The following is a 26054-nucleotide window of genomic DNA, read 5'->3' on the forward strand; positions in this document are numbered from 1 at the left end:
GGAGAAAAGCATGCAATGGATCTCCACTACCAGCCAGAAGCTCGATGAGAGACTTTATCGTGTCTGTGTCTGGGTGAAAAAATACCACGAGGACGCTATTAACCGTGTTGTATTGACGGTGGATCTCAGTAAAGCCCGACATGACCCGGGAGAGGATAAGGTACGGTCCGAGTTACTGTGTGGCCATTACTTTCTCATGAGGAAGGAAAACAATGCGAAATCGGCGCCAGCGGATCAAAACTTTGAATTTTTACCTGACGGCCGCAACCTGAGCTGGCAGACGTCGACCCCGGGGCTTCAGCAGCTTCTGCTGAACAATAATGTACCGGAGTCCCTCAGGACCCTGGCTGATTATATTCACATACGTCTGACCAAACTGACAATGGTCCCGATGTCGGGAACCATAATGAAAGCTGCACAGGAAGACAGTATCAGCTGGGTGAAAGTGGATCTGCGATATTTCTGGCAGTATGAACTGGTTGATTCCCATCTGGGACCTGTCCAGGTGTCTCATAAGGCGCTTGTGCGTTTTGGCCGTCTGGCTAAACACGATGAAAATGCCAGCGCTATTCGTATGCTTCGCCAGCGGTTGTCATCACCATTTATTCAGGAATATGAGATGCCTGAGGAGGAGCTGAAGCGTAAGCAACAGATCATGAATACCGCCGATGTGAAAATGCTTTTTCATGCTCATTATCCGGGGCAGAAATTGCTGTTGGCCCGGTATGCCAATGGCTGGGTGCTGGTGGATTGTTTCCTGTTCCACCATATCAAACCCAAAAAGAAGGCGAAAAACAAAACCAAAGCAGGCAAATCAGAAACACAAAATATAAAAACGACGGGGAGTGAGGATCATGGAACTGGGCATTATGGTGTGCATCGTGTTGTTACTCTCACTGGCAGCGGTGTGGATCAGTAACAAGGCGGTGGGATTACTGGAAATCCATTATTTTAAGCGACCGCTGAGCATGGAATATGCGGCGTGGCTGAGGGTGATGTGTGCCGGTTTGTTGTTTATTTTTATCCAGATGGCCCCGGCATTCACGTTTCTGTATACGCTTAAGCTGGTGGCACTGTTAAACTTGGGTGTGCAAACTATGAAGCTTAACGGCGTTTATAAAATGAAACGCACAGGTATGCTGCCGCCGAAAGACGCCCTTCAGGATCTGAACCGGTTTAATCCTTTCCGTAAGAAATAACCCTCAGCAGCGCCCGCATGGGCGCTACTCATCCAGCGCTCCGCGCATGAATTGCGTCATCGCTTTTTTACCAGCTTCAATGTTACGGATATAGCGTGAAACCATCTCCGCGTTGCTCCAGTTACCCATCTCCATGATCTGCAAGAGCGTATACCCGGCATGAGCAAGTTCGATGGCACCGCCTACGCGGACGCTGTGACCGGTCCAGCATCGGGTGCCCGTTTCCTGCGGATGAAGCTCTTCCCAAAGCGCTTCAAAGGCCCGGAGTAGCGTGTTCTTACTAAGCATACCCTCATCCTCGACGGGAATGGGTTCGCCATTTCCCCCGAGCGGGGTTCGGGTAGGCAGATAGGGCATGTTATGGTTTCTCAGCAGCGCATTGATTTCGTTACCCTGGCTTCGTAAACCCCATTCAGGTGGCATATATCCGTTATCCTGAAAGTTAACGGCCTGAAAGAGATAGTCCTTCGGATGGCTGTATTGATCCCTTCCGACCATACCCATCAGCCTTCTCAGTGTGGCTGTGAGGTTAGGGGTCAGATGATAGGTGAGCAGGGTACTGACAGTGGATTTTGTCCGGTATACCGTCAAGGTAAAGCTGCCGGTCTTTTCATCCAGCACAAGGTCTTCCATCCGAATTCGCCTGATCTCCGCTGAGCGAAGCAGTGTTTCAAACCCTGTCCAAATTAGGCAAAGGTCGCGGAGTTTGCGCACCGACTGCGTCGTACTGTGTGCTTTAATCAATGCCTTTAGATCCGTCACCATGAATGGCGTAGCCTGGCGGGTAACTTTCTGCTTTCGGGCTTCAGCCTGTTCGAGGGCCGCAAGAATATAACCCACTTCAGATGTGATGATCCCAGGCTGATCGAGTGCTTTCCTTTGGATACTGTTCAGGGCATGCAGGCACCCTTTAATACTGCTTCGTGACAGTGACTTCTGAAGATGGTCTAAATAGGCCAGCAGTGGAGTTTCAGTCACCGGGAGAGAGCTGGCGGGCCAATCTTCGTTCACCTCCTTTCCTGCATTTGCCTGATACCACTCATTCCAGGAACGCAGCCAATGGAGATACGTCTTAGCCGTATGGTATTTCAGGTGAGAAAAATAGCGGATGAGGCGCATCAGTTGCTTGTCATTAACTTTAACCGTAGACAATTGTTGATGGAGATCGTTGTCTGCAAACCGTCTGGTTACTGGCTGGCTATTCATTGTGTCCACCTGAATACACTGTTTTTATTTACAGCCATTTTAGCATTGCGGTACCTGCTTATGAACAGGTTCCGGGCAACAAAAAAGTGCCGGTGTCAAGTCTTTCGCGCAAATCAAGAAGGACTTGAAACCGTATATGGGACAGTAGGTTAGCTCCTTTCGGGGCCGCTTAGAAGAAGAGCGGCGTTGTCGGCTAGGAGCGACATAGGAGCGTTGGGAGAGAAAGCCGCATCGCACTGTGTAGTGCTGGATTGCCGAGGAACGGCGGGCCTGTCGCATCATCATAGCCCAACAGGCTCGGCGGCATCCAGAATGAAGAACGCGCAGCCTGGGCTGCGCGTTCGATGGATGCCGTTGAATAGCATGCGGTGCAATCATGGCGGCTTCGGTGGTGTGCTGCGGGTCGCCGTGCCCTTCCTGAATCCTCGATCCCCCGCCATGAACGCTTCCAGCATATGCGGGATCAGCGTCGCCGCATCAACGGCCTCGCCATACGCCTGCGCGTGTAGCGCGGCGTAGCGGTCGAGGTCGGCTTTCAAGCTGGTCGGGCAAACGAAAGTCAGCTTGGTGCTCTCGGTCTTCGGCAGCGGGCCGAGCCGCAGCTTCTTGGTCGTGCTCATCGTGAAGTCCCCCGGTTGAAGAACAGCGGCTGGTACCGCCGCAGCACCAGATCCCGGTTGACGATGATGCGAACCGGCAGGCCCGGCCGTTGCGTTAAGGTCGGCTGGATGTTGAGGTTGCGCCGGGTCATCTCCTGGCCGACCTGATTGATGCTGTCCTGCGCGCTGTCGCGCCCAGCGATGATGACGCGATCACCATCCTGCCGGTTCTCCGGCGCGGCCAGCTCGGCACCGACGCCCAGCAGCGTGGTGAGTGCCGCACCGGCAAAGATGCGGCCCCAGTGGTAGTCCACATCGTCCTCCAGCCCGGCATAGCCGGCTGGGTCGGTGCCGGCCAGGTTGTCGAGCGTGAGCGAAGACGTGTCCGGCAGGATGATCCGGTTCCAGACGACTTGAACGCGGCTCTGCCCGTAGCTGACCTGGCTGTTGTATTTGCCCAGGATGCGCGAACCCTGCGGAATCAGCAGGAAGCGCCCGGAGGCTGTGTCATAGACCGGCTCCGTCACCGTGGCGATCACGTCGCCGGGCAAGTCCGACTTAATCCCCGTCACCAAGGCACCTGCGACCACCGTTCCGGCCATGACCTGATACGGCGAAGTTGGCAGGGTCAGATTGCCGGAATTACGGGTTTCAGTGGAGCCACCTTTCAAGAAAGCCTCTTTATGGTCTTGCCGGTTTTGCACCGCTGTCGGGTCAGCAGGCTGGGCCGCCGTGGAGACCGGCCCGGCCGCCAGCGGGTCAAACACCGCATTGGCGGCGAAGCCCGGCGCAGCGGCCACCTGTGTCTGCGCCACCGGCGCCGCATTCTGCCCTCCCGAGCGGAAGAACACGGACGAGGCCGCGGCCGCTTCGGCTTCTTTGCGCAGAGCATCGTTCGGGTCGTGGCCGGGGGCCGCGTAGGCGGCCGTCGCCGGCTGCTGCGACTTCACGATGGCCGGGCCAAGATCGCCCGGCAGCGGCGGCCCCAGTTCGGGAACGGCAGGCGGCAACGCCGGCGGCAGCTTGGAGTAGTCCGTCGGCAGCGCATCCAGTCCTTCAGACTTCGAGACACGATCGACGTTGTAAAGCTCGGTCTGCTCGCCCGCACCGCGCCGCTGAGGTTGCAGCGACCACATCACCGCGCCGAGCACGGCCACCGCCAGGACGCCGGCGAGGATGGCCAGCGTGCGCCGATTCAGGCGCGTGACCGGGCGCGGCTGGGCGCGAAGCGCGACCGCCTCGGGAGCGATCTTGCCCGCCGCCTGCGGCGCGGCAAGGTCGGGAGTGTCATCCTGGCTCATGGTCAGTTCCTCCGCGCAACGCCATCGGTGCGCTCGATCCGCACCACGTCGCCGCCGTCGCCGCCCAGCCGCAGTTCGGCCGCGCCGAACAGGCGATCCACGACGTAGTACGGCGCGCGGAAACGGTAGTTCACCAATTGCCCGTCGCCCTGCGCGCCGATGACAAACAGCGGCGGCAACTCGCCCTGGGCGATGCCCGCCGGAAACTGGATATAGACCTTCTCTCCATCATCGAAGGCGCGTAGCGGCTTCCACGGCGGGTTGCTGCCCGATACCGCGTAGCGGAAGCGGATCTTGTCCAGCGACAGGCCCGTATCGACAGGCGTTGTCGCCTGCGCAGCCTGCGCCTGGCGCTGCAACGCGAGCATCCGGTCTTTCGGGTAGTCCCAGGATACCGACGCCATCCATGCCTTCTCGGTCGAGGTCAGCTCCAGCAGGTAGGTGCGCCGACTGGTGGTGATGACGAGATTGGTTTTCAGGCCGGAACGGATGGGCTTGACCAGCACATTGACGCGCAGATCGGCCCCGCCGCCGCTGGACGTGTCGCCCACGATCCAGCGCACGGTATCGCCGGCGGCGACCGTCACCAGTTCCTCGCCCGGTTGAAGCGAAACCACCGTCACGCGCCCCGGCGACGCATAGACCTGATAAAGCGCGCCATCGGTGAACGGCCACACCTGAATCGCGTTGACGTAGCCCTCACGGGTAGGCGCGATACGCGCTTCTGCATTGGCACGGGAAACGCGCACCTTTTCGTCGGCCGGCTCCGGCGCAACGGGGGCCTCATCGAGTTCCGGCAGCGGCTTCAACTGCGCCGGCAGCGCCAGCGGTTCAGGGACGGCGACGACTTCGACGGGCTTGGGCGGTTCGGGCAATGGCTGGGCCAGCACCGGCTCGTCGAGCGAGATGGACGGCGGCGGCTTGCCCTGCGAGGCGCAGCCCGCGAGGGCCAGCAGCGTCAAAGGAAAAACGTAAAGGCAGAAACGAAGTTTCATGGTTTGGCTCCTTCGGAAGAATCCAGTTCGCGGCTCCATGACAGGCCGTTGACGTAGATACCCAATGGGTTCTTGCGCAAGCGCTGTTCAGTACGCGGGGTTTGCAGGACGGTCGAAAGCACGGCGTTCCAGCGTTCGGTGCCGGCGGGCGCACCGTTGACATAGCGCTGCTCTGTCCAGCGCACGTTGAAAGACGTGTCGCTGGCGCGAACCACGCTGGTGATTTGCACCGTTACCGATTCCTTGCCGATGCGGGCGAATGGGTCATTGGTGCGGGCGTAGTCGTTGAGCACCGCCGCGCCCTTGTCGGTGGTGTAGTCGTAGGCATCGAGCCAGTTCTGCCGCACCACGATGGGGTCGATGGACAGCGAGCGAACCAGCGTCACGAAGCGCGCCAGGTGGTGCGCGATCTGCGCGTCGCCGGGCCGATACGGCGTAGCGGCCTTACCTACAGCGCGCACCTGCCCGGCCTGATCGACCTCGATGACATAGGGCGTCACGATGGACTGCGCCGAGCGCCACACCAGGCCGCCGGCCATCAACAGCGCGAGCACTAGACAGCCGAAGGCCATCAGGCGCCAATTCTTCGCCTGCACGCGGGCGGAGCCGATACGGTCGTCCCACACCTGGGCGGCGGCTTGATACGGGGTGGCAGGCTGCGGCGTATCGGCGTAGCGCACCTGCGGTCGTTTGAATCGCATGGGTGTTCTCCTTGAAGGTTAGGTATCGGAATCCCGCAGGCTCGGGCCTTGCCCGGAGCCGCCGCCGTCGCCCCCGCGCAGCGTGTGGGCGGCAGTGGTCGCGGCATGGGTAGCCTGCTGGCGGCGGTGCATCCGCTTGGCCCAGGCCGGTTGCTCTTGCTTCTGCGAGCCTGCGGTGCCGTCTGCGGTCTGGCCGCGGCCAGCACCGTCGCTGCCGGCTTCTGTGCCGTTCCAGCCAGCGCGGAAGGAGTCGGCCACCTTCTGCCCAACAGCGGAAGCACCAGAGGTGACGCTGCGGCCTGCGGCTTGTGCGCCGGTCTTGGCGACATTGCCGAGGCCAGCCGCCGCGCCCTTGGCACCGCCGCCGGCCGCAGCGGAACCGGCCTGGAACGCCGATCGGGCACTGCCGGCCGCCGAAGTCGCGGCACGCGCGCCGGCACCGGCCAGCTTTGCGGCCGCCGGGGCCATTCGTGCCCCAGCCATGACGGCGCCGCCCACTCCCGTTGCGGCGGCTCCGATGGCAACGCCGGTGCCGACAGCCCCGACCGCAGCACCAGCCATCGCGCCCGCACCAAGCTGTGGCGCACCGGACACCAGGCCGGTGGCGATACCGGGGCCGAAAATGCCCAGCGCCAGCAGCGCGAGCGAGGCCAGCATCACGACCAGCGCGTGGTCGATTGATGGTTCGTCGGGATGTACCTGGAACTCGGCAAACAGCCCGGAACCAATGCCGACGATGACGGCCAGCACCAAGACCTTGATGCCTGACGACACCACGTTGCCTAGCACCTTTTCCGCGAGGAACGAGGTCTTGTTCCAGAGTGCAAACGGGATCAAGACGAAGCCGGCGAGCGTAGTCAGTTTGAACTCGATCAGCGTGATGAAAAGCTGTACGGCCAGCACGAAGAAGCAGAGGATCACCACCAGCCAGGCGATGAACAGAACCACGATAGGGTCGATGTTCACGAACACCTCGGGGAACCCAGCCATGTCCCCGATCTGTTCCAGAATCGGCGCGGCTGCGTCGATGCCGGTCTTCGCCAGCCGGCCCGGCTGAAGAAAGTTCTCCATCGTGATGGCCGAGCCGGTAGCGGTGATTCCCAAGCCGGCGAACGAGCGGAACACGATGCTCGCCAGCCAGTTGAAGTTGCCGATGATGTAGGCGAACGCGCCGACATAGAGCACCTTGCGCAGCAGCTTGGCGATCACGTCGTCGCCCTGGCCGGTGGCGTGGCTCATGGCCCAATACAGGCCAGCGATCGTCATGTCGATGACGATGAGCGTGGCGGTGAGAAATGCCACTTCGCCCTGCAATAAGCCGAAGCCCGAGTCGATGTAGCGCGAGAACGTATCGAGGAAACGGTCGATGATGGTCACGTCGTTCATGGCGAATCCTCGGGCGGAGTGAGCGGAACGGCGCCCTCTGGCAATTCATCTGCGGGCGTATCGAAGCTCGGCGGAATCGGCGGGAGTTCAGCCAGCGAGTTGTATTCATCCGGCCCGGTATGGCCGGCGAAGAAGCGCCGCCGGAAGGCTTCGGCGGCGGCGCGGCAGGCATCCTCGCCCATGGCCTGCCGGTCGACCGCGCATTGCCCGCGCAACGCCTTGAGCCGCACCGGATCTGCGGCCAGGGCGTCGGCCAGGTTCTCGGCCGGCTGCTGGCCGCACGCGGTCAGCAGCACGGCCAGCAGGACGGAAGCGCATCGCATGGCCGCCTCCGGTCAGTTGTTGTAGAAGTTGACGGACTGCGGCGTGTACGGCGTGCCGGTGCCGAGGAAGCGCCGCCGCACTTCGCGGGCGCGCTCCATAGCCGCCGCTTGCCGCGCCAGTTCCAGCGAAGCGGCCCGGTCTTGCGTGATCTGGAGCTGCTGCGCCTGGATCGACTGCTTGGCCTGCAAAGCCAGGAGCTGGTTCGTCGCCTGCATCGCTTGCAGCGCGCCGGTGGCCGACTGGCTCTGGCTCACGAGGTCGGCCAGCGCGCTTTCGTCTTGGGCGAGGTTCTGCGACACCTGCGCCTGCATCCGCATCGCGGTGTGCAGGCCGTTCAAGGTGTTCTGCCAGCGTTCGCGGGCATCCTGTGCCATGCGGTCGCCGCTGATGGTGGAGGCGTACTGTTCCGGGTACAGGCGGGCGAACGTGGCATCCATGCTCTGCACGTCGTAGGCCAAGCCGCGCGCCTCGGCGATCAGGCGCTCGGTGGTGGCGAGCGTCGAGCGCAGGCGGTTGACGATGTTGAAGTCGAGATTTGCCAGGTTCCTGGCCTGGTTCATCAACATCTGCGCCTCGTTCTGGAGCTGGTTGATCTGGTTGTTGATCTGTTCCAGCGTGCGCACGGCGGTCAGCGTGTTCTGCACGAAGTTGGACGGGTCGAACACCGTCAGCGCGGATGCGGGCTGCACGGCCAACAGCGATACCGACAGCACAGCAGCGAGTGAGACAGAGAGCAAACGGGGCTTGGTCATCATGGCGAAACCTCCAGCGGTTGAGAAGCGAGAAAGGAAGCTGCCGCCGGAGCGGACGGCAGCAGGTCGGCGGCCCAGCCGAGGCCGCGATGGCGCAGCCACGCGCCGGCGAAGCCGGGAGCGCCGGCCTGCGTCAGCACGCGGTCAATGTCGCGTTGGTCTTGAGGGGTGGATGCGCTCGCGAATGCGAGCGCGACAGGCCCCAGGTCGAGGTCGAACAGGCGATTGCCGAGGCGCGACTGGTAGTAGTAATCGCGCTTGGGCTGGGCGGTCGCCACGATCTCAATCTGGCGGCTGCTCAAGCCGAAGCCTTCGTAGATCGTGCGAATCTGCGGCTCGGTGGCCTGCGGGTTAGGTAAGAAGATCCTGCTCGCGCAGCTTTCGATGATGGCTGGCGCGATGGTCGAGTCCTTGATGTCGGCCAGCGACTGCGTGGCGAAGATGACGCTGACGTTCTTTTTTCTGAGCGTCTTGAGCCATTGCCGGATGCGGGCCGCGAAGGACGGCTCATTGAGGAACAGCCACGCTTCATCGAGGATCAACAGCGTGGGCGCGCCGTCGAAACGTTCGTCGAAGCGGGCGAACAGGTAGCGCAGCACCGCTTGCACGGCGGCCGGGCTGTGCATCAGTTCTTCCATCTCGAAGCCCTGCACGTCGGCCATGCCCAGCCGGTCGTGGTCAGCGTCCAGCAGCTTGCCGTGTGCGCCGCCCAGCACATAGGGCGCGAGCGCTTGGCGCAGCGCGTTAAACTGCAATAACACCGACAAGCCGGTCATGGTGCGCTGCTCCACCGGCGCACCGGCAAGGCTTCTCAGCGCCGACCAGATGGCAGCCTTCTCGTCCGGGCCGACCGTCACGCCTTCGTGCAGCAGCCGGCCCTCCACCCATTCGGCGGCCCAGGTGCGGTAGCCCTCGTGGGCAATTCGCGCGAGTGGCTGGAAGGCGATGCCGCCATCGGCGCCGAGGTCATAGTGCTCACCGCCAAGGCCGAAGATGGTGGCGCGCATCGAGCGGCCCATGTCGAAGGCGAAGATCCGCGAGCCGAAGTAGCGCCGGAACTGCATGGCCAAGATGGCGAGCAGCACCGACTTGCCCATGCCGGTCGGCCCGGCGACAAGGGTGTGCCCCACGTCGCCGATGTGCGTCACCAGCCGGAACGGCGTCGCGCCATCGGTGCGGGTGACGATCAGCGGCGGGCCATCGAGGTGTTCGTTCTTCTCCGGCCCAGCCCATACCGCTGACATCGGCATCATGTGCGCCAGGTTCAGCGTCGAAACGATGGGCTGACGCACGTTCGCGTATGCGTTGCCGGGGACGGACGACAGCCAGGCATCGACTGCGTTGAGGGTTTCGGGGATGGTCACGAAACCCCGGCCCTGGATGACGCGCTCCACCATGCGCAGCTTCTCGTCGGCCACGGCCGGGTCGGCGTCGAGCACCGTCACCGTGGCGGTGAGGTAGCCGAAGGCGACTTGATCGCTGCCCAGCTCCTGCAAGGCGGCATCGGCGTCGGCGGCCTTGTTGCTGGCATCGGTATCGACCAGCGGGCTTTCCTGCTGAAAGATCGTTTCGCGCAGCAGCGCGATGACGTTCTTGCGCTTGGCGAACCATTGGCGCCGCAAGCGCCCCAATTCCCGTTCCGCCTCGGCTTTGTCCAGGCACAGGAAGCGCGTACTCCAGCGATACGCAAAGCCCAGGCGGTTGAGGTCGTCCAAGATCCCCGGCCAGGTCGAGGTCGGGAAGCCTCGTACCGACACCACGCGCAGGTGCTGATCGCCCAGCATGGGCGCCAGGCCGCCGACCAGCGCGGCATCGGCAAGCAGTGCGTCGATATGGAACGGCACGTCGGGCACGCCGACGCGATAGCGCCGGGTGGAGACTGTGGCATGCAGGTAGGTCAGCGTCTGGCTATCGTCCAGCCAGGCAATCTCCGGCATCACACCATCGAGCAGGTCGAACACGCGATCGGTCTCTGCCACGAAGGAATCAAGCCGACCACGCCAGTCCACACCCTCAGTGGGCCGGTTCTCGTACAGCATCCCAGCCGCACGGGCGCGAGACTCTTGCGGCGGTAGGTGTTGCAACGTGAAGTGATAGACGCTCTCGAAATGGCCATCCGACTCCTCGAACGCCGCGCGTCGCTCCTCATCCACCAGCCAGGGCAGTGGTTCGGGAAAGGAGGATTGCGGATAGCTCGATGCCCGCATCCGCTCGGCCTCGATATAGAAGGCCCAGCCAGACCCGGTACGGCGAAGCGCGTTGTTCTGCCGCGCCGACGTGGCAATCAGCTCGCCCTGTGTCGCACTGTCCAAGTCGGGGCCGCGAAACTGGAACGTGCGTTGAAACGAACCATCTTTGTTCAGCACAACGCCCGGCGCGACCAGCCCGGCCCAGGGCAGCCAGTCGGCAAGCAAGGCCGGGCGCTGACGATATTCGGCAAGGTTCAGCATGGCGTCCTCCCCTCACACGTCCAGAAGCGGGCGGTGTTTGATATGCCGCGCGAAGACCTGCATGAACTGCGGATCGACGCGCGCACCCCATACGGCCAGCGAGTGGCCGACGATCCAGAGCACCACGCCGGGAATCCACAGTTGCAGGCCCAGCCCGACGGCGGCGGCCAGCGTGCCGTTGGCAATTGCCACGGTGCGCGGCGCGCCGCCCAGCAGGATTGGCTCGGTCAGCGAGCGATGCAGCGGCACCTCGAAGCCTGGAAGGTCGCTGGCCGTACTCATACGACGGCCCCGCCGGAGAACGAGAAGAACGACAGGAAGAACGAGGAAGCGGCGAACGCGATGCTCAACCCGAACACGATCTGGATCAGCTTGCGAAAGCCGCCGCTGGTGTCGCCGAAGGCCAGCGCCAGGCCCGTGGCGATGATGATGATGACCGCGACGATGCGTGCCACCGGCCCCTGGATCGACTCCAGAATCGACTGCAAGGGCCCCTCCCACGGCATCGAGGAACCGGCGGCTTGCGCCGTTCCGGCCAGCAACAGCAGCAGCGCGGCCAGCAGCAGCCCCTGCCTCGCAGGGCGGGTGAGGCTGCGCAGCCGCGCCAGGCCGGACAGGCGAGGAAGCGGATTTACGGAAAAGCGGAAAGAATCAACGTGCGTCATGGCAGTTCTCCAAGTTGGTTGGGGGACGGGAATGTGCAGCGGCGTCGGCTGCGAGAGGAACCGGCGTCAGCTCGGGAAACGGCGTTTCCAGTGCGTCCGCCAGGCGATAGCCGGTGCCGTCGAAGCCGACGACACGGGCGATGGTTTCGACGTGGCGCTTGCGGCCGCGTCCGGCGATGTTGATGACGACGTTGACCGCCTCGGCGATCAGCGCCCGCGGCGGATTCACAGCGACTTCGAGAATCAACTGTTCGAGGCGCAGCAACGCGCCCAGCGCGGAGCCGGCATGGATGGTCGCAATGCCGCCGGGGTGGCCGGTGCCCCACACTTTGATGAGGTCGAGGGCTTCGCCGCCGCGCACCTCGCCGACGATCACGCGGTCAGGCCGCAGGCGCATCGTGGCCCGCACCAGCTCGGTCATGGTGACGACGCCGGCGCGGGTGCGCAGCGGCACATGGTCGCGGGCCGCGCATTGCAGCTCGATGGTGTCTTCGAGCACCAGCACGCGGTCGCCTGTGGCGGCGATCTCGGCCAGCAGCGCGTTCGCCAGCGTGGTCTTGCCGGTGCTGGTGCCGCCGGCGATTAGGATGTTCTGCCGCTCGCGCACGGCGCGGCGCAGGAACTCGGCCTGCCCGGCGGTCAGGATGCCGTCGGCCACGTAGCGATCCAGGCCGATGATGCTCACGGCCCGCTTGCGTAGCGCGAAGGCTGGCCCCGGGGCGGCCGGAGGCAGGATGCCCTCGAAACGCTCGCCGGTTTCCGGCAACTCGGCGGTCAAGAGCGGCTGGCCGCGATGCACCTCCGCGCCGACATGCGCGGCGACCAGGCGGATGATGCGTTCACCATCGGCCTCGGGCATCTCCACGCCCAGCGGCGAGCGACCCGACGACAGCCGATCCACCCACAGGGTGCGATCGGGGTTGAGCATGATTTCCACCACATCCGGGTCTTCGAGCGCAGCGGCGATCAGCGGCCCCATTGCAGTGCGCAGCATCTGGATGCGGCGATCCTGGGACGCTGCTGCGGATGAGCGAGGTTCGGGCTGGATCTGTGGAACGGCACTCATGACGCACGCTCCGCAGTTCGTTCATGGGCGGAGGCCATCGCTGCTGCGTCATCCATCTGCATCGGATCGGGGTGCAGTTCCTCCACCACGTCGCGCACCAGACTGCGGCCACGCAGAAGGTGGCGACCCAACTGTTCGACGAACTGCTCGAAGCGCACCTTGCCCTGGGCGCGTGCCGCATCCTGATGGGCTTCGGGCACCGGCGTGCTGACGGTCAGGAAGTAGCGGATGAACAGCGCCAGCGTTTCGATCTGGATGTTCTGGTCGCGCTCCAGGCGTTCGGTCTGCCGCGACAGTCGATCCAACCGCTTGGCAATGGCGGCCTCGCGCTGGTCGCCAGCATCGGGCGACAGCCAGGACGCCAAGGCCGCTGCGACGATGGACGACTTGGACACGCCTTTCTTGGCGGCCAGTTCGTCCAGGCGCTGGGCGTGCTCGGGCTGGATGAAAAGATTGAGGCGGTATTGGCTCATAGGTCGATTCCGTCGTTGGGGTCGAGGGAAGCCAGCCGGGCCGTGCGCTGCATGGCCGGGTCGAGCTGGCCGGGAAGCGGCAGCGCCAGGTCGTCGTCATCGAGCAGCGCCAGGTCGTTCGCATGTGCGTCCGGCTCGGGGTCGTAGGCGACGGTTTCGGAGAGTTCGGGCTGGCGGCGTGGGCCGCCGTCATCGGTGCCGCCCAGGCCATCGGCGGATGCCGAGGCCGGCGCCGCAGGTACGGCCGGGATCGCCAAGCCGCTCCAGTCGTCGGGGCGGGCTGGCGGCGCGTCGGCGTACCTCCCGGCTACGAGCGCGGGCGGTGGCAGGACGCGATTCTTGAAATTGGCGTCGGCGTAGTAGCGCAGCTTCTTCGCGCGGATCGGGGCGACGCTGGACACCATGACCACGGCGTCATCAGGTGGAAGCTGCATCACCTCGCCGGGCGTCAACAGCGGCCGTGCAGTTTCCTGACGCGACACCATCAGGTGCCCCAGCCACGGAGCGAGCCGGTGGCCGGCGTAGTTGCGCTGCGCGCGAAGCTCGGTGGCGGTGCCGAGGGTTTCTGAAATCCTTTTCGCCGTCCTTTCGTCGTTGGTGGCGAAAGTCACCCGGACATGGCAGTTGTCGAGGATGGAATGGTTCTGCCCATACGCCTTGTCGATCTGGTTCAGGCTTTGAGCGATGAGAAAGCTGCGGATGCCGTACCCGGCCATGAAGGCAAGCGCGGACTCGAAAAAATCGAGGCGGCCCAGCGCCGGAAACTCGTCCAGCATCAGCAGCAGCTTGTGCCGGCGCGCGATGCCATCGCTGCCGTCGAGCGATTCGGTCAGCCGCCGCCCGATCTGGTTCAAGATGAGCCGGATCAGCGGCTTGGTGCGGCTTATGTCGGAGGGCGGCACCACCAGATAGAGCGATACCGGGTGCTCGGCGGAAATCAGGTCGGCGATGCGCCAATCGCAGCGCGATGTGACTTCGGCCACGGTCGGGTCGCGGTACAGGCCGAGAAACGACATGGCGGTGGAGAGCACGCCCGATCGCTCGTTGTCCGACTTGTTAAGCACTTCGCGGGCAGCGGATGCGACAACCGGGTGAGGCGCATCGCCCAGGTGCTTCGTCGTCATCATCCGGTGCAGCGTCAGCTCGAACGGACACGCCGGGTCGCTGAGGAAGTTGGCGACGCCGCGCAGCGTCTTGTCCTCGCCTGCGTACAGCACATGCAGGATGGCGCCGACCAACAGCGCGTGACTGGTCTTTTCCCAATGGTTCCGGCGTTCGAGTGCGCCATCGGGATCGACAAGAATGTCGGCCACGTTCTGCACGTCGCGCACTTCGTGCGCGCCGCGCCTCACTTCCAGCAGCGGGTTGTAGGCTGCCGACTGCGCATCCGTGGGGTTGAACAGGAGGCAGTGGCTAAACCGCGAACGCCAGCCTGCGGTGAGCGTCCAGTTCTCGCCTTTGATGTCGTGAACGACGACGGATGCGGGCCAACTCAACAAGGTGGGAACGACCAGGCCCACACCCTTGCCCGAGCGCGTTGGTGCGAAGGTCAGGACGTGTTCCGGGCCTTCATGGCGGAGGTACTGGCCGCGATGCAGCCCGAGGAAAACCCCGTCGGGCTGGATCAGCCCAGCTTTGCGTATGTCTTCCGCATCGGCCCAGCGTGCCGAACCGTAGGTGGTGACAAGGCGCGCTTGCCGCGAGCGCCACACCGACATGGCGATGGCGACCACCACGGCCACCAGACCACTTCCACCCGCGATGGCCCCGCCGATATCGAAGACGTGCGGCGCGTAGGCATCAAAGAAGAACCACCACTCGAACAGCCGCCAAGGGTGATAGACCGGGGTTCCAAAGAAGTCGAACCATGGCGAGCCAAGGCGTAGTTGATAGCCCAGGGCGGCGGCTGTCCATTGCGTTGCACCCCACACGCCGGCGATCACGATGCCGAATACGGCGGCGATCTGCCCGAACAGTACGCCCTGAGCTTGCATTGACTGGCCTCCGATTTCCCTGCACTGATTCCTCGTTCAAAAGCGGCACAGGAACGTGCCGCATAGAGCGAGGATCGGTGCCGCGTGGGTGCCCGTCAAAGACCGTTTTGAGCACAACGGTCGAGGGAAAAGAAAGAATGAGCGGCGGGGCGAGTCGAAGACAAACGCCGCAAACTAAAGCACCCTATGGCGCATTTGGAGTTTCCAAGAGGTTGCCCAGAAAAAAATTCTCGCTGGGTCTCGCTCCCCTCATGAGCAGAATCTAGATATCATGGGAAAGAATTATTTATTGAAATCTGGATAAGAATGAAAGATATCAAGAGCATGGATCTCAACTTACTCAAGGCGCTGGACGTATTGTTGGACGAACGCAACGTGACACGGGCGGCAGCACGTCTTGGACTAACCCAACCGGCCTTGAGCGGCATGCTTGCGCGGCTGCGTGAAAGCTTCGGCGACCCGCTGTTCGCGCGTGCGCAGCGGGGCATCGTTCCGACGCAGCGGGCGCTAGACATAGGGATATCTGTCAAACAGGTGCTAGCGGAAATCGACGCGCTGCTCCAGCCACCTTCTTTCGACCCGGCCACCGCACAACTGACCTTCTCCATCGCCGCGACGGACTATGCGCTGCGTGCCATTGCTGTCCCATTTCTATCGGCACTCAAACAGCACGCACCGCGCGTTCGAGTCTCATTAGTGCCAGTCGAGAGCGGACTGCTACAGAACCAGCTTGAGCGCGGTCAAATCGATCTAGCCCTCCTGACGCCAGAGATCACTCCGCCAAATCTGCATGCCCGAGAGCTATTCAAGGAGCACTACGTGTGTGTCCTGCGGGAAGACCATCCAGCGGCTATGGGGCGCAAGCTGACAGTTAAGCAGTTCTGTGCTCTCGACCATGCGCTTGTTTCCTACGATGGTGGAGGTTTCCGCGGCGTCACCGACGATGCGCTAGAACAGTTGGGCAAACAACGAAGCGTCACACTGTCGGTCAAGAGCTTTCTGATCTTGCCAGACATCCTGCGTGCCAGTGACATGGTCGCGATCTTGCCGAGCCGCTTGGTCGCCGGTATGGACAAGCTGGCTATCTCCCTGCCGCCGATGAAGATACCGGGGTTCACCAAGACGGCTGCTTGGCACGAACGCACCCATCACGATCCAGCACATCGCTGGATACGAGCACTGCTGTTCACTTCCTGTGCTAACAACAAGTAGGCAAGATGGCTCTCATCGTCATGCTCAGCACAACTCTGCCTCGCACTACAAATATGCAATCAGCCGGCTCAATTGGAGACGGACCCTTTCGTAGCACCGCTGCGAGATAGCCTTGTCGGCGGATGGCAGAACCTAGACGCTGATATCAAATTATATGATTTCAAAAATAAAAAATTAGGATTTCACTTATTTCACAGGGAGGCTCATGATTGCTCTATGACCACTTGAATGACGCAGCCACCCCTGTTGCGTCATTGACATTTTGTGAAGGAGCTTCGATATGAGCAAGCAACAGAACGCCATCCTCTGGCCCGAAGGCTACACGCCGGGCTTTACTGAGAATTTCGCCTCTAATGAGATCATCGCCGCCGGCTTGAGCGCGGCCGACGTATGGCCGCTACTCGTCACACCATCGCTGTGGCCAAGCTACTACGCCAACTCGGCTAACGTGCGCTTTCATGGCGGCAAAGGCCCGGTACTGGCCGACGGCGATCGATTTTATTTCGAGACCTTCGGCTTCCCGGTAGAGGGGCAGTGCAACGAGTACGTGGCACCTGCGGATGGGCAACCCGGCCGCGTGGCCTGGCACGGCTGGTCCGGCGAGGAAGGCACAGATACGCGCCTGGATGTGCATCACGCCTGGCTGGTCGAGAACCTGGACGGCGGGCGCGTGCGCATCCTCACGCAGGAAACGCAGAAGGGCAAGCCGGCCGAGGAGCTGCACAACGCCAAACCCAACCCGATGATCAACGGCCATCAGGACTGGCTCGACAGCTTGGTCGAGACAGCGCGCAAAGCCAAGCAGGCGTAATGGTCGCTGGCCGCTTGATCCCAAGCGTCTGAACTGAGAAAACCATGATGGGAACTCCCCTCGAGATTCTGCTGGTTTTGACTTCGCAGGCAACGATGGGCGACGACCCGCGCCTGACCGGCGTGTGGTTCGAGGAACAGTCCACCCCGTACTACGCCTTGGTCGATGCAGGTGCCAATGTGGATATTGCGTCAATCGCCGGCGGCGAGATTCCGGTGGATCCTCATTCCATAGCGAGCGAAGGCATGAACCCGCCGAGCGTGGAATGCTTCCTCGATGACAAGGTGTCGATGGACAAGCTCGAAGGCTCGCTGAAGATCGACAGCATCGCCCCGGAAGGGGGTGCGGTGATGTTCCTGCCCGGCGGCCATGGCACCATGTGGGACTTACCCGGAGCGGGGCGCTCGTCAATCTGCTGTCGGGCGCTTGGGCTGACGGCAGGGTGGTCGCGGCGGCCTGCCACGGCCGAGCCGGACTGGTTAATGTCAAGGAAGCGAATGGCCAGCCGCTGGTTGCCGGCCGTCGCGTCAGCCCCTTTGCCAAACGCATGAGCCGCGAGACTGGGCTACCTGTGGCAGTGAGTTGGGGCATCGACGATCCGCGAATGGCCGAGCACGTGATCGCTGGCAGGTAGATGGGTTTGGTGATTCTTGGCCGCGCCATGCTAGCCAACCCACACTCTTTCTCCACCTTTGCAGGAGCTGAAGGTGGAGCACCCGGAATGGCTGCTCCACCGCCTTACGCGCACTGGCTCGAACTCTCCCGAGGCTGCGGCAAGCTCACCACATATAACGACTAGGAGGAGGTGACCGTGCGAGTTCCCAGAACCCGATCCAGTCTGTGTCGCAGGGTGTCCCAGTGACTACGCTATCAAAGGAGCTAGTACTCAACTCGATAACTTGAGCGTGATAACGCCCAGGATGATCAGCGCCACGCCAAGGTATCGCATCAGGGAGGTTGGGTCGCCATAGAAATGAATTCCGACTAAGAACGTTCCCGCCGCTCCGATACCCGTCCACACCGCATAAGCAGTCCCAATCGGTATCTGACGCTGAGCAAGCCATAGGAAGGCGCCGCTAATTGTCATGAAAGAGACGGCTACTGCGACCCCACTCCAACGCGATGTTGGCTCTTGCGCCATTTTCAGCCCGACCGGCCATCCGATTTCAAACAATCCAGCCAAAACAAGATAGATCCAGCCCATTGCAATTCTCCTTCAAGTTTTTCATATCCGGCATACATACTCCAGCGTGACCACCAGCTTAGAACTTCGGCGGCTCTTTAGGTGTGGTGTAGGGCACATCGCCATCTTCGTAAAAGCGCTTTCGCGTAGCCTCGGCAACCCGGTTACATAGTTGGTCGCCCAGCATAGGACGATCCAACTTGCATTGCTGGCGCAACTTTTTCAGCCGCTCAGGATTGAGCGCTAATTCATCGACCGTCGGAAGGTTGCCTTTATCTGGTTTCCCGGATGGGCTGCAGGCTGCCAGTGTCGAGGAAAGCAATATGAGAGCAATCTTCTTCATGGTTAAGTTTCCTTGGGAGATTGTGTGATGGTTTACCGCCGACTTTTGGCGTCTGGAGATTTGATCGAATGAACGCGTTCCATGAAGCGAGTCAGTATTTCTGACGGCTCGCTGGCCGGTCGTAGCAGATAGGTCGTGAGCATGGGCGAACCTCCAGTCAGCGGCCGTGCGACCACACCCTGTTCCCTGCTGGCAGTAATATGCGCACCTCCTGTGAGGCCTAGTGCAAGTCCCGCCGAAACCAGGACCATCATTAGATCGCTGGAAGTCACGCGTTCGGCAATTAGAGGCTCAATGTCCACGCGACGTAGCACCCGTTCAACTTGCCGAGCATGGCCCTCACACGCCACCGCGTCGCAGAGCACCAGCGGATACCGCAACAGCTCTTCCAGGGGAATCTGTTTGTGGGATAGCAAGGGGTGCCGTGCGGGCACAGCTACCATCAGAGGGTCACTCCACACCGGCACGGCGATGATGCCTTCGCCGACTTCATCCGATTGAGCGAAGCCGAGATCGTACAGTTCGCCACACAATCCCTTGATTTGCTGTGACAAAGGCACTTCGAAGAAGCGAACTTCCACTTCCGGCTCTTCCTGCCGGCAGAGCGCCAACAACGCAGGCAGGCGCGATGGCGTGATTCCATCAGACAATGCAATACGGAGCTGGCAATGAAAGCCATTGGCTGCGGCGTTCACACTGTCGCGCGCCTGCTGCAAAGCTGCGAAGACACGGGGTACGCTCTCAAAGAAGAGTCTGCCTGCACGAGTCAAGCGGGTGCTCCGAGTGGTTCTCGCAAATAGCGCTACGCCCAACTCCTCTTCAAGCTCTTTGATGGCGCGCGACAGCGGCGATGTCTCGATGTGGAGGCGCTCTGCGGCTCGGGCAAAGTGCAGTTCCTCTGCCACCGCTAGAAAGTAGCGCAGATGCCGAATTTCCATGTTCGCATTCCTCCTCACTTAGGCCTCACCACCTTCGCCTTGCGCCACGCTATCTAGCCTTCGCAAGCTGCTCCAGCAAGCTTCCCCGATCAAACAGGTGGGCCGGATAGTGCTTTTGCCAGCACACCCCATTGCACGGCTGTCTCGGCCCGCGTGCGGATCAGCGAAGCCTGCGCTGACATCACCCCCGCCTCAGCCTCGGCCACCACCGTGGCGTCCACTTGTCCCGCCTCAAACAGACGGCGGCTGCGATCGAGCTGACGCTCCGCGACTGCGACCCCCTCGGTCTGATGCTCCAGTGCGGCGTGCTGCGTATGCCAACCGAGGTATGCGTTCTCTACGTCCTGCAATGCACTCAACAAAGTGCGCTCGAACTCCGCGCGCGCAGCTCGGCTGCGCGCCTCTCCGGTCTCGATGCCGGCACGGATCGCGCCACCATCGAAGATCGGCAACGAAACCCCGGCCCCAAGTGAAAAAATGTTGCCGGTAATGCGCGTCCCCGCACTCTCAACGCGCTGCCGTCCGCCGCTCAGGTCCAACACCAGCTTAGGGAAGCGTTCGCCTTCGGCTGCGTTCCAGCGCGCGGTTTCGGCTGCGAACTTCGCTTCGGCGGCGCGCACGTCGGGCCGCTCACTCAGCAGGTCCGCAGGTATGCGTGTCGGTGTCCAATTGGGGGCGGCGAGTGAAGCAAGAGTCGGAGAAGCTGCAGACGCTCCGGGCGTTTGTCCCGCTAGTACATCAAGTGCATGCGTCGCCTCGCCGCGCGCACGCCGAAGTTGCTCTTGCTCCACACGCAGTGCGACGACGCCGGAGCGGGTTCGCTCGATGTCGAAGCCGGTAGCTTGTCCGGCCTCGAACTTCCGTTGTGTCAGCAAGACGAGTCGCTCGGCGGATGCCAGCCGCGCCGTGGCGAGCGCTTCGAGTTCACTGGCTTGGCGCTGCTGCACAGCCGCCGACACTGTTTCAAACGCGACCTGCCAACGCGTGGCAACCCACGCTTGTTCGGCTGCCACCGCATCCAGGCGCGTACCTTCTGCTGCCTGCGAAAGCCGCCCCGACAGGTCTGCCTCCCACGATGCAGACAACGTGGCGCGGCCATCATTGCCGATCGCAACGTTCTCTGAATAGTCGCGTCCTCGAGTTGCCTGCGTGCCCGCGGACAACGAGGGGAGCAGGGAGGCCCGTGCTCGCCGCGTGGCGGCCGAGGCCTCGTCGACGCGCGCGCGCGCAATCGACAGTTCGGTGTTGCGCTCCAGCGCCGCCCGGACTAGGACATTGAGCTGTGGATCGCCGTAGGCCGTCCACCAGTCGACGGGAAGAGTACGGCGGGATGATTTGTCCAGGATGCCTTCACCTCCCTCTTCATTTGAGAAATGGGCCGGTACATCCAGGCGAGGCGGATCGGCAGAGTGCGGAGCATGGCTGCAAGCCGCAAGAAGCATTAGCGGCGAAATCATGGCCATGAGGCGATAGCGTTCAAGAATTTGAGACATGGCAGGTCCTTGCATTCCGAAAAAGTCTTGACGGACTGTTTTACGCCTTCTACTATACCGTCTGGACTGTATATGACTCAAGCTTTTTTTGGAGCACGACCATGCCGCCTCGCGCGAAAACAAAGTTGCCCCCCCCGTCCACCGCCCATAGCAGCACCGATGCGCAGCCCGTTCTCCAGCAAGGAGCCCAGCTAACTCGCGAGCGCATCCTGCAGGCCGCTCGCGAACTGGTGCTGGAGGAAGGCGCCAGTCGTCTGACGCTGGACGCCGTCGTCGTGCGGGCCGGGTTGAGCAAAGGGGCGTTTCTCTATCATTTCAAGACCAAACGCGATTTGTTCGTGACACTGATCGACGAGATGATCCGGGCGTTCGACGCGGTACAAGCCAATCACGAGCGCAGGTTTGCCGGAGATTTGTGGCTCGCGCTCAAGCGGATTCCGATCAGCGCGGCCTCTGCAGCCTGGGCAGGAATCGGGCTACTTGGAAACTTGGGTATCGGCGCCCTCTTGCTAGGCGATCTCGCATCAGTGACGCGCTGGTCTGGCACCGCCCTCATCGCAGCAGGCATTGCCTGTCTTAGTTTCGTTTGATCAAGGAGACCCATTATGAAGAGCAAAACTGCATTGATCCGCGGCGGCATTTTTTTTTGCGTAGCAGCCGCGCTCTCTGGATGCGCGACCAACAGCATGACGCGCTCCGGATTTCTCGGCGACTACGAGAAGTTATCGCCGACACGATACGAGAACGTACTGATGTACCGCGCAGCGGGATTCGAGCCCAAGCGTTATGCCGCTGTCGTGGTGGAAGATGCGCAGATCAAGACCGCCTCGGGTCGCATCGATGGGCTCGATGACGCGCAGCAGCGTGAAGTGCTAGACCATGTGACGAGCGAACTGAAACGCCAGGAAGGCAAAAGTCCCGCCACCCCAGGTGGCACGGGACAGGTTCGGGTGCGTGTAGCGGTCACCGAACTGCAGACACCGAATCGGGCAGTCAATGCAATGACGACCCTGCTGGTTGGACCCGTGACGACGGGCGGTGCCAGCCTAGAGTTCGAAGCAGTCGATGTAAGTACGGGACGACGCGTTGCTGCCGCCAGTTGCTTCGAGCGCGGCAACGTCATTAAAGAGTTCGCCGGTTCGTACACATTGCTGGGTCATGCCAAAGCGGCGATCACGAACTGCATCGAGCGCATCGACAGCGCTTGGCGGGACACGCAGCCATGAGCAACGCTTCACAGGCTTGGCTCCGGCAGGATGCCATGGTCGGCGGTGATCACAAATGGCTGGCGGGTGGCGACTGGACGATAGAGCACTACGCCAGTCTGGCAAAATCCGTGTCCGCCGCCCGCATCAGCCATGCCGAGGGGTACGCCACTCCCTTGCTCGACTGGACGCAAGTCCAGAGACTGGACACCGCCGGCGCGGCTCTGCTGGTGGAAATTCTCGGGCCAGACTCGATACTCGACCGGCCGGAGGCAGCTCCAAATCTGTCCCCGGATCGCCTCGCCCTAATGAAAGCGCTTGCCGCCGCTGCTACCGCTCAGCAGAAGACGGACAAAGCAGCGGTGAGCGGGAATCCTCTGCTCCGCGGTCTGGGACGCATAGGCCTGACCGTGGAACAGGGCTGTCGTGCGTGTCTTGGTCTGGCCGGGTTCGTGGGTCAGATCATCGAAACATGGAGCCGTACCGTTCGTCACCCGCGTCGCTGGCGCACGACCTCGGTGATCGCTCAAATCCAGCGGTCAGCGGTGGACGCCATTCCCATCGTGGCGCTACTGAGCTTCATGGTAGGAATGGTGGTGGCGTTCCTGGGCGCAACGGTGCTGGCCAACTTCGGTGCGAGCATCTTCTCGGTGCATCTGGTCGCCTTCTCGTTCATGCGCGAGTTCGGAGTGCTGCTCCCGGCCATATTGATTGCAGGCCGTACCGCAAGCGCGTATACCGCCCAAATCGGTTCGATGAAGGCAAATGAAGAGATCGATGCGCTTCGCTCCAACGCGCTCGACCCCATCGAGTTGCTGGTGCTGCCACGCGTGCTGGCGCTTCTTGTGTCCTTGCCACTGCTCACATTAGTAGGCATCTTGGCTGGCATTGTGGGCGGCGCCACTGTATGCGCACTGAGCTTGGAGATTCCTCCTGCACAGTTCCTTGCCATCGTGCAGGAAAAAATCGAGGTGCGCCATTTTCTTGTCGGAATGAGCAAGTCCCCGCTCTTCGCGGTGATGATCGCCGCTATCGGCTGCCATGAAGGGTTCAAGGTCGCCGGTAGCGCTGAGTCGGTAGGCGACCACACGACTTCTAGTGTTGTGCAATCAATCTTCATGGTGATCCTGATCGATGCCATCGCTGCACTGTTCTTCATGGAGATGGGCTGGTGAGCGCGGTGAAGGAAGACACCGACAACGGTGTGCGACACGCTATTGAAGTGCGCGGCCTAGACAACAGGTTTGGAACCCAGCAGGTCCATCAGGACCTGGACCTGGACGTGCGACGCGGGGAAATCCTTGGCGTGGTGGGAGGATCAGGCACCGGGAAATCCGTGCTCTTGCGTAGCATCGTCGGGCTGCAGAAGCCGCATTCGGGCGTGGTCCGTATCGGGGGGCGCGACCTACTGCGAGCCCAATGGCTTGCACGCGCGCGTATGGAGCGAAGGTTCGGCATTCTGTTCCAGAAGGGCGCGTTGTATTCATCGCTGACCGTCTTGGAGAACGTCGCTCTTCCTTTAATCGAGCATGTCGGTCTGGCGCGGCCTCTTGCCGAGCGTTTGGCAAGAAGCAAGCTGGGCTTGGTGGGGTTGCCTGCCGGAGCGGGAGACAAATATCCGGCCTCGTTGTCCGGAGGCATGGTGAAACGAGCAGCACTGGCGAGAGCCTTGGCGCTTGATGCGAACATCCTGTTTCTTGACGAACCCACCGCAGGACTGGATCCAATCGGGGCTGCATCTTTCGACCAATTGATTCTGACCCTGCGCAATGCACTGGGTCTCACGGTGTTTCTGGTAACCCACGACCTCGATACGCTGTACACCATATGCGACCGTGTCGCGGTCCTGGCGAACCAGAAGGTACTCATCAACGACGGCATCGAGGCAGTCGAGCGATTCAAGCACCCGTGGATACAGGAATACTTTCACGGCCCCCGTGGCCGTGCGGCCGCACAGGCCACTGGTGCTTCCAGCCAAGAGACGCAGCCATGAAACCCTTCCGCATCTGCATCATTCTTCCGTCGCGCACGCATTGGGCTGGGCGCACGCAATATTTACACTCTGAAAACGAGGTGGTCTGATCATGGAGCCACGTGCCCATCATGTATTCATTGGTCTGTTCGTCGTGCTGCTCGGTGCGATTGGTATCGGCTTCGCGCTCTGGCTCAGCGACACACGTTCCGACCACGATTACCAGTATTACCGGATCATGTTCGATGAGCCAGTGACCGGGCTTACGCCCGGCAGCCAGGTTCAGTACAGCGGAATCACGATTGGCGAAGTCGTTGCACTTTCTCTTTCGCCGCCTGACCCAAGGCGGGCGATAGCGCGCGTGCGTATCAATGCCACCATCCCGGTCCGGCAGGATACCCGCGCTGAATTGGTCATCACGGGAATTACCGGCAACGCGGTGATCGAGTTGAGCGACGGTGGGCCAAACGTGCCATTGCTGGATCGGAAAGAGGACGAGGAACCGTTGATCCTCGCGCCACGTTCGGCGATGGCATCCCTGGTCTCCGGCGAGGGTAACAGCATGACGACACTCAACGGCATCTTGCTGCGCACGCAGGAGTTACTGTCGAAGGAGAATTTGGCTCTTGTGCACCGCAGTCTAGTGAATCTCGAACAGACTACGGGCGCGGTCGCTGACCAGAGGGCCGAGATCGCGACGTTAATCAGCAATCTGACCGAAGCAAGCAGAGAATCGACAGCTGCCGTGCGCCAAGCAAATAGCACTCTTCGCGATGCCAACCTGCTACTAAATAACGATGGTAAGCAAATCATGGTGAACACGCGTGATGCAACGGCATCCCTCGAACGCGCCGCTTTCAGGGTTGAGACGCTACTGCAAAACAATCAGGAATCGCTGAACCAAGGCATGGCCGCCACAGGCCCTGCCATGCACGAACTCCAGCAGGCGCTGGCCAATCTAAACACCGTGCTGCGCCGACTGGATCGCAATCCGGCGCAATACCTGCTCGGTGGAGAGAACATTGAGGAAACCAAGCCGTGAACACTTCCGCCAGGATGATTCCCGTCGCTGCCGCGACTATGACGCTAGTACTCGGCTTGTCCGCGTGCAGTGTGCTTCCCAAAACAGCTCCAATGGTCACCTACAAACTGCCCGACTATCACATCGCCCAGGCGGAGAGTACGCCACGCGCCGTTCCTGGACCTGGGGCGCTGCGCGTCTACGCCCCTGAGAGTAGTCGCGTCCTGGATTCGGAGCGGCTTTTCATTGCGCAGCCCGATGGTCGCTTGTCGGCTTGGCAAGGAGTGCGTTGGGCCGACCCCGCACCGGTGCTGCTACGCGACCGAATCGTCGAAGCCTTCATGCGCGATGGGCGGTCGACTTCGGTGATTACCGATAGCACGCCAATGAGCGCCGATATGGAGTTGCGCAGTACGCTACGGGCGTTCCAGCTCGAATACCGCGGCACTGAAGCGATCGCCGCGGTTCGGGTTCGGCTCGATGTGCAACTGGTCGATCCGGCCAAACGGACTGCTATTGCCAGTAGACGCTTCGAAGCAATCCAAGCTACAGGCAGCAAGCGAGAGGCAGATGTGGTGAGCGCGTTCGGTGTCGCGACGGACGTGTTGGCCGGGCAGATCGTTGAATGGGCAGTTCAGGTCGGGGCAGCGCGTTTGCGAGTTGCACCGGAATCGGCAAGCAACCATGCACCCACAGCGTCGGCGATAAGCACAGACTAGTCGCCTTAACGGAGCACAGAAGCTAGGGCCAGAACGCTGCTCGACA

Annotated in this window: 29 protein-coding genes; 11 read left to right on the forward strand and 18 right to left on the reverse strand. The window is 61.7% G+C overall.

Annotated features, from left to right (window positions below; all coding sequences use genetic code 11):
- The first annotated feature begins 10 nt into the window (after window positions 1-10).
- Entirely contained in the window at window positions 11-919 is a 909-nt protein-coding gene (locus ACQG1K_RS22870; protein WP_022652181.1) for a hypothetical protein, read from the forward strand.
- A complete protein-coding gene (locus ACQG1K_RS22875) occupies window positions 855-1199 on the forward strand; it encodes a hypothetical protein (protein ID WP_015063150.1) in 345 nt (114 codons plus the stop codon). The genes ACQG1K_RS22870 and ACQG1K_RS22875 overlap by 65 nt, the downstream gene beginning before the upstream one ends.
- 24 nt (window positions 1200-1223) lie before the next feature.
- Here ACQG1K_RS22875 and ACQG1K_RS22880 read toward each other — a convergent pair whose 3' ends face one another.
- The 14 genes from ACQG1K_RS22880 to ACQG1K_RS22945 all read right to left on the reverse strand — a co-directional run bounded on the left by ACQG1K_RS22880 (window position 1224) and on the right by ACQG1K_RS22945 (window position 15111).
- On the reverse strand, window positions 1224-2405 hold the full coding sequence (locus ACQG1K_RS22880; protein ID WP_015063151.1) for a tyrosine-type recombinase/integrase: 1182 nt from the start codon (window positions 2403-2405) through the stop codon (window positions 1224-1226).
- Window positions 2406-2779: 374 nt separating this feature from the next.
- A complete protein-coding gene (locus ACQG1K_RS22885) occupies window positions 2780-3025 on the reverse strand; it encodes a DUF2274 domain-containing protein (RefSeq protein ID WP_006378741.1) in 246 nt (81 codons plus the stop codon).
- Window positions 3022-4305, reverse strand: coding sequence for a TrbI/VirB10 family protein (locus ACQG1K_RS22890; protein ID WP_016487820.1), 1284 nt, complete (start codon window positions 4303-4305; stop codon window positions 3022-3024). The genes ACQG1K_RS22885 and ACQG1K_RS22890 overlap by 4 nt, the downstream gene beginning before the upstream one ends.
- 2 nt (window positions 4306-4307) lie before the next feature.
- A complete protein-coding gene (trbG, locus tag ACQG1K_RS22895) occupies window positions 4308-5300 on the reverse strand; it encodes a P-type conjugative transfer protein TrbG (protein WP_016487821.1) in 993 nt (330 codons plus the stop codon).
- Entirely contained in the window at window positions 5297-6001 is a 705-nt protein-coding gene (trbF, locus tag ACQG1K_RS22900) for a conjugal transfer protein TrbF (protein ID WP_006378793.1), read from the reverse strand. Before trbF ends, trbG begins: the two co-directional genes overlap by 4 nt.
- 18 nt (window positions 6002-6019) lie before the next feature.
- Window positions 6020-7387 carry a P-type conjugative transfer protein TrbL gene (gene trbL / locus ACQG1K_RS22905; protein WP_006378795.1) on the reverse strand — a complete coding sequence of 456 codons (1368 nt, stop codon included), beginning with the start codon at window positions 7385-7387 and terminating at the stop codon, window positions 6020-6022.
- Window positions 7384-7710, reverse strand: a complete 327-nt coding sequence (locus tag ACQG1K_RS22910; protein ID WP_006378798.1) for a hypothetical protein — start codon at window positions 7708-7710, stop codon at window positions 7384-7386. Before ACQG1K_RS22910 ends, trbL begins: the two co-directional genes overlap by 4 nt.
- A 12-nt stretch (window positions 7711-7722) precedes the next feature.
- Entirely contained in the window at window positions 7723-8466 is a 744-nt protein-coding gene (trbJ, locus tag ACQG1K_RS22915) for a P-type conjugative transfer protein TrbJ (protein WP_006378800.1), read from the reverse strand.
- Window positions 8463-10913, reverse strand: a complete 2451-nt coding sequence (gene trbE, locus ACQG1K_RS22920) for a conjugal transfer protein TrbE (RefSeq protein WP_426721138.1) — start codon at window positions 10911-10913, stop codon at window positions 8463-8465. Before trbE ends, trbJ begins: the two co-directional genes overlap by 4 nt.
- Before the next feature lie 12 nt (window positions 10914-10925).
- Window positions 10926-11195 carry a VirB3 family type IV secretion system protein gene (locus ACQG1K_RS22925; protein WP_006378802.1) on the reverse strand — a complete coding sequence of 90 codons (270 nt, stop codon included), beginning with the start codon at window positions 11193-11195 and terminating at the stop codon, window positions 10926-10928.
- Window positions 11192-11578 carry a TrbC/VirB2 family protein gene (locus ACQG1K_RS22930; RefSeq protein ID WP_006378803.1) on the reverse strand — a complete coding sequence of 129 codons (387 nt, stop codon included), beginning with the start codon at window positions 11576-11578 and terminating at the stop codon, window positions 11192-11194. The genes ACQG1K_RS22925 and ACQG1K_RS22930 overlap by 4 nt, the downstream gene beginning before the upstream one ends.
- On the reverse strand, window positions 11565-12644 hold the full coding sequence (gene trbB / locus ACQG1K_RS22935) for a P-type conjugative transfer ATPase TrbB (protein WP_022652184.1): 1080 nt from the start codon (window positions 12642-12644) through the stop codon (window positions 11565-11567). The genes ACQG1K_RS22930 and trbB overlap by 14 nt, the downstream gene beginning before the upstream one ends.
- Entirely contained in the window at window positions 12641-13117 is a 477-nt protein-coding gene (locus ACQG1K_RS22940) for a CopG family transcriptional regulator (RefSeq protein ID WP_006378865.1), read from the reverse strand. The genes trbB and ACQG1K_RS22940 overlap by 4 nt, the downstream gene beginning before the upstream one ends.
- On the reverse strand, window positions 13114-15111 hold the full coding sequence (locus ACQG1K_RS22945; RefSeq protein ID WP_016487822.1) for a conjugal transfer protein TraG: 1998 nt from the start codon (window positions 15109-15111) through the stop codon (window positions 13114-13116). The genes ACQG1K_RS22940 and ACQG1K_RS22945 overlap by 4 nt, the downstream gene beginning before the upstream one ends.
- A 306-nt stretch (window positions 15112-15417) precedes the next feature.
- Between ACQG1K_RS22945 and ACQG1K_RS22950 the strand changes: the two genes are divergently transcribed.
- From ACQG1K_RS22950 to ACQG1K_RS22960, 3 genes are all read left to right on the forward strand, one after another.
- Window positions 15418-16323, forward strand: a complete 906-nt coding sequence (locus ACQG1K_RS22950; protein WP_006378991.1) for a LysR family transcriptional regulator — start codon at window positions 15418-15420, stop codon at window positions 16321-16323.
- A 280-nt stretch (window positions 16324-16603) separates the two neighbouring features.
- Complete coding sequence (locus tag ACQG1K_RS22955) at window positions 16604-17134, forward strand: polyketide cyclase (RefSeq protein ID WP_016487823.1); 531 nt, start codon at window positions 16604-16606, stop codon at window positions 17132-17134.
- 44 nt (window positions 17135-17178) lie between these two features.
- Window positions 17179-17685, forward strand: a complete 507-nt coding sequence (locus tag ACQG1K_RS22960) for a hypothetical protein (RefSeq protein ID WP_006378996.1) — start codon at window positions 17179-17181, stop codon at window positions 17683-17685.
- 335 nt (window positions 17686-18020) lie between these two features.
- Here the strand turns inward: ACQG1K_RS22960 and ACQG1K_RS22965 are convergent, their stop codons facing one another.
- The 4 genes from ACQG1K_RS22965 to ACQG1K_RS22980 form a co-directional block, all read right to left on the reverse strand.
- Entirely contained in the window at window positions 18021-18338 is a 318-nt protein-coding gene (locus ACQG1K_RS22965; RefSeq protein ID WP_000539741.1) for a DMT family transporter, read from the reverse strand.
- Between the two features lie 58 nt (window positions 18339-18396).
- Window positions 18397-18660, reverse strand: coding sequence for an EexN family lipoprotein (locus ACQG1K_RS22970; RefSeq protein ID WP_016487824.1), 264 nt, complete (start codon window positions 18658-18660; stop codon window positions 18397-18399).
- A 32-nt stretch (window positions 18661-18692) separates the two neighbouring features.
- A complete protein-coding gene (locus ACQG1K_RS22975) occupies window positions 18693-19598 on the reverse strand; it encodes a LysR family transcriptional regulator (protein ID WP_006378999.1) in 906 nt (301 codons plus the stop codon).
- A gap of 89 nt (window positions 19599-19687) precedes the next feature.
- Window positions 19688-21091: an efflux transporter outer membrane subunit gene (locus ACQG1K_RS22980; protein WP_426721136.1), complete on the reverse strand. Its 1404-nt coding sequence runs from the start codon at window positions 21089-21091 to the stop codon at window positions 19688-19690.
- A 101-nt stretch (window positions 21092-21192) separates the two neighbouring features.
- Here ACQG1K_RS22980 and ACQG1K_RS22985 point away from each other — a divergent pair, with 101 nt between their 5' ends.
- The 6 genes from ACQG1K_RS22985 to ACQG1K_RS23010 all read left to right on the forward strand — a co-directional run bounded on the left by ACQG1K_RS22985 (window position 21193) and on the right by ACQG1K_RS23010 (window position 26008).
- On the forward strand, window positions 21193-21681 hold the full coding sequence (locus ACQG1K_RS22985; protein WP_022652185.1) for a TetR family transcriptional regulator: 489 nt from the start codon (window positions 21193-21195) through the stop codon (window positions 21679-21681).
- 15 nt (window positions 21682-21696) lie between these two features.
- On the forward strand, window positions 21697-22317 hold the full coding sequence (locus tag ACQG1K_RS22990) for a DUF3313 family protein (RefSeq protein WP_016487830.1): 621 nt from the start codon (window positions 21697-21699) through the stop codon (window positions 22315-22317).
- Complete coding sequence (locus tag ACQG1K_RS22995; RefSeq protein WP_016487831.1) at window positions 22314-23471, forward strand: MlaE family ABC transporter permease; 1158 nt, start codon at window positions 22314-22316, stop codon at window positions 23469-23471. The genes ACQG1K_RS22990 and ACQG1K_RS22995 overlap by 4 nt, the downstream gene beginning before the upstream one ends.
- Window positions 23468-24289 (forward strand): ABC transporter ATP-binding protein, encoded by an 822-nt coding sequence (locus tag ACQG1K_RS23000; protein WP_016487832.1) that lies wholly within the window; start codon window positions 23468-23470, stop codon window positions 24287-24289. Before ACQG1K_RS22995 ends, ACQG1K_RS23000 begins: the two co-directional genes overlap by 4 nt.
- A gap of 91 nt (window positions 24290-24380) precedes the next feature.
- A complete protein-coding gene (locus ACQG1K_RS23005; protein ID WP_016487833.1) occupies window positions 24381-25310 on the forward strand; it encodes an MlaD family protein in 930 nt (309 codons plus the stop codon).
- A gap of 92 nt (window positions 25311-25402) precedes the next feature.
- The gene (locus tag ACQG1K_RS23010) at window positions 25403-26008 is read left to right on the forward strand and encodes an ABC-type transport auxiliary lipoprotein family protein (RefSeq protein WP_223231737.1); all 606 of its coding nucleotides are present in this window, start codon (window positions 25403-25405) and stop codon (window positions 26006-26008) included.
- The last annotated feature ends 46 nt before the right edge of the window (window positions 26009-26054 follow it).

This window comes from Enterobacter cloacae complex sp. 402C9 (assembly GCF_050030745.1).
Taxonomy (GTDB): domain Bacteria; phylum Pseudomonadota; class Gammaproteobacteria; order Enterobacterales; family Enterobacteriaceae; genus Enterobacter; species Enterobacter intestinihominis.

What these genes read in the sequence shown, in the direction of transcription:
- ACQG1K_RS22870 (WP_022652181.1), top strand. Translation starts at nt 11, where the DNA reads ATGCAATGGATCTCCACTACCAGCCAGAAGCTCGATGAGAGACTTTAT.
- ACQG1K_RS22875 (WP_015063150.1), top strand. Translation starts at nt 855, where the DNA reads ATGGAACTGGGCATTATGGTGTGCATCGTGTTGTTACTCTCACTGGCA.
- ACQG1K_RS22880 (WP_015063151.1), bottom strand. Translation starts at nt 2,405, where the DNA reads ATGAATAGCCAGCCAGTAACCAGACGGTTTGCAGACAACGATCTCCAT.
- ACQG1K_RS22885 (WP_006378741.1), bottom strand. Translation starts at nt 3,025, where the DNA reads ATGAGCACGACCAAGAAGCTGCGGCTCGGCCCGCTGCCGAAGACCGAG.
- ACQG1K_RS22890 (WP_016487820.1), bottom strand. Translation starts at nt 4,305, where the DNA reads ATGAGCCAGGATGACACTCCCGACCTTGCCGCGCCGCAGGCGGCGGGC.
- trbG (WP_016487821.1), bottom strand. Translation starts at nt 5,300, where the DNA reads ATGAAACTTCGTTTCTGCCTTTACGTTTTTCCTTTGACGCTGCTGGCC.
- trbF (WP_006378793.1), bottom strand. Translation starts at nt 6,001, where the DNA reads ATGCGATTCAAACGACCGCAGGTGCGCTACGCCGATACGCCGCAGCCT.
- trbL (WP_006378795.1), bottom strand. Translation starts at nt 7,387, where the DNA reads ATGAACGACGTGACCATCATCGACCGTTTCCTCGATACGTTCTCGCGC.
- ACQG1K_RS22910 (WP_006378798.1), bottom strand. Translation starts at nt 7,710, where the DNA reads ATGCGATGCGCTTCCGTCCTGCTGGCCGTGCTGCTGACCGCGTGCGGC.
- trbJ (WP_006378800.1), bottom strand. Translation starts at nt 8,466, where the DNA reads ATGATGACCAAGCCCCGTTTGCTCTCTGTCTCACTCGCTGCTGTGCTG.
- trbE (WP_426721138.1), bottom strand. Translation starts at nt 10,913, where the DNA reads ATGCTGAACCTTGCCGAATATCGTCAGCGCCCGGCCTTGCTTGCCGAC.
- ACQG1K_RS22925 (WP_006378802.1), bottom strand. Translation starts at nt 11,195, where the DNA reads ATGAGTACGGCCAGCGACCTTCCAGGCTTCGAGGTGCCGCTGCATCGC.
- ACQG1K_RS22930 (WP_006378803.1), bottom strand. Translation starts at nt 11,578, where the DNA reads ATGACGCACGTTGATTCTTTCCGCTTTTCCGTAAATCCGCTTCCTCGC.
- trbB (WP_022652184.1), bottom strand. Translation starts at nt 12,644, where the DNA reads ATGAGTGCCGTTCCACAGATCCAGCCCGAACCTCGCTCATCCGCAGCA.
- ACQG1K_RS22940 (WP_006378865.1), bottom strand. Translation starts at nt 13,117, where the DNA reads ATGAGCCAATACCGCCTCAATCTTTTCATCCAGCCCGAGCACGCCCAG.
- ACQG1K_RS22945 (WP_016487822.1), bottom strand. Translation starts at nt 15,111, where the DNA reads ATGCAAGCTCAGGGCGTACTGTTCGGGCAGATCGCCGCCGTATTCGGC.
- ACQG1K_RS22950 (WP_006378991.1), top strand. Translation starts at nt 15,418, where the DNA reads ATGAAAGATATCAAGAGCATGGATCTCAACTTACTCAAGGCGCTGGAC.
- ACQG1K_RS22955 (WP_016487823.1), top strand. Translation starts at nt 16,604, where the DNA reads ATGAGCAAGCAACAGAACGCCATCCTCTGGCCCGAAGGCTACACGCCG.
- ACQG1K_RS22960 (WP_006378996.1), top strand. Translation starts at nt 17,179, where the DNA reads ATGATGGGAACTCCCCTCGAGATTCTGCTGGTTTTGACTTCGCAGGCA.
- ACQG1K_RS22965 (WP_000539741.1), bottom strand. Translation starts at nt 18,338, where the DNA reads ATGGGCTGGATCTATCTTGTTTTGGCTGGATTGTTTGAAATCGGATGG.
- ACQG1K_RS22970 (WP_016487824.1), bottom strand. Translation starts at nt 18,660, where the DNA reads ATGAAGAAGATTGCTCTCATATTGCTTTCCTCGACACTGGCAGCCTGC.
- ACQG1K_RS22975 (WP_006378999.1), bottom strand. Translation starts at nt 19,598, where the DNA reads ATGGAAATTCGGCATCTGCGCTACTTTCTAGCGGTGGCAGAGGAACTG.
- ACQG1K_RS22980 (WP_426721136.1), bottom strand. Translation starts at nt 21,091, where the DNA reads ATGTCTCAAATTCTTGAACGCTATCGCCTCATGGCCATGATTTCGCCG.
- ACQG1K_RS22985 (WP_022652185.1), top strand. Translation starts at nt 21,193, where the DNA reads ATGCCGCCTCGCGCGAAAACAAAGTTGCCCCCCCCGTCCACCGCCCAT.
- ACQG1K_RS22990 (WP_016487830.1), top strand. Translation starts at nt 21,697, where the DNA reads ATGAAGAGCAAAACTGCATTGATCCGCGGCGGCATTTTTTTTTGCGTA.
- ACQG1K_RS22995 (WP_016487831.1), top strand. Translation starts at nt 22,314, where the DNA reads ATGAGCAACGCTTCACAGGCTTGGCTCCGGCAGGATGCCATGGTCGGC.
- ACQG1K_RS23005 (WP_016487833.1), top strand. Translation starts at nt 24,381, where the DNA reads ATGGAGCCACGTGCCCATCATGTATTCATTGGTCTGTTCGTCGTGCTG.
- ACQG1K_RS23010 (WP_223231737.1), top strand. Translation starts at nt 25,403, where the DNA reads ATGGTCACCTACAAACTGCCCGACTATCACATCGCCCAGGCGGAGAGT.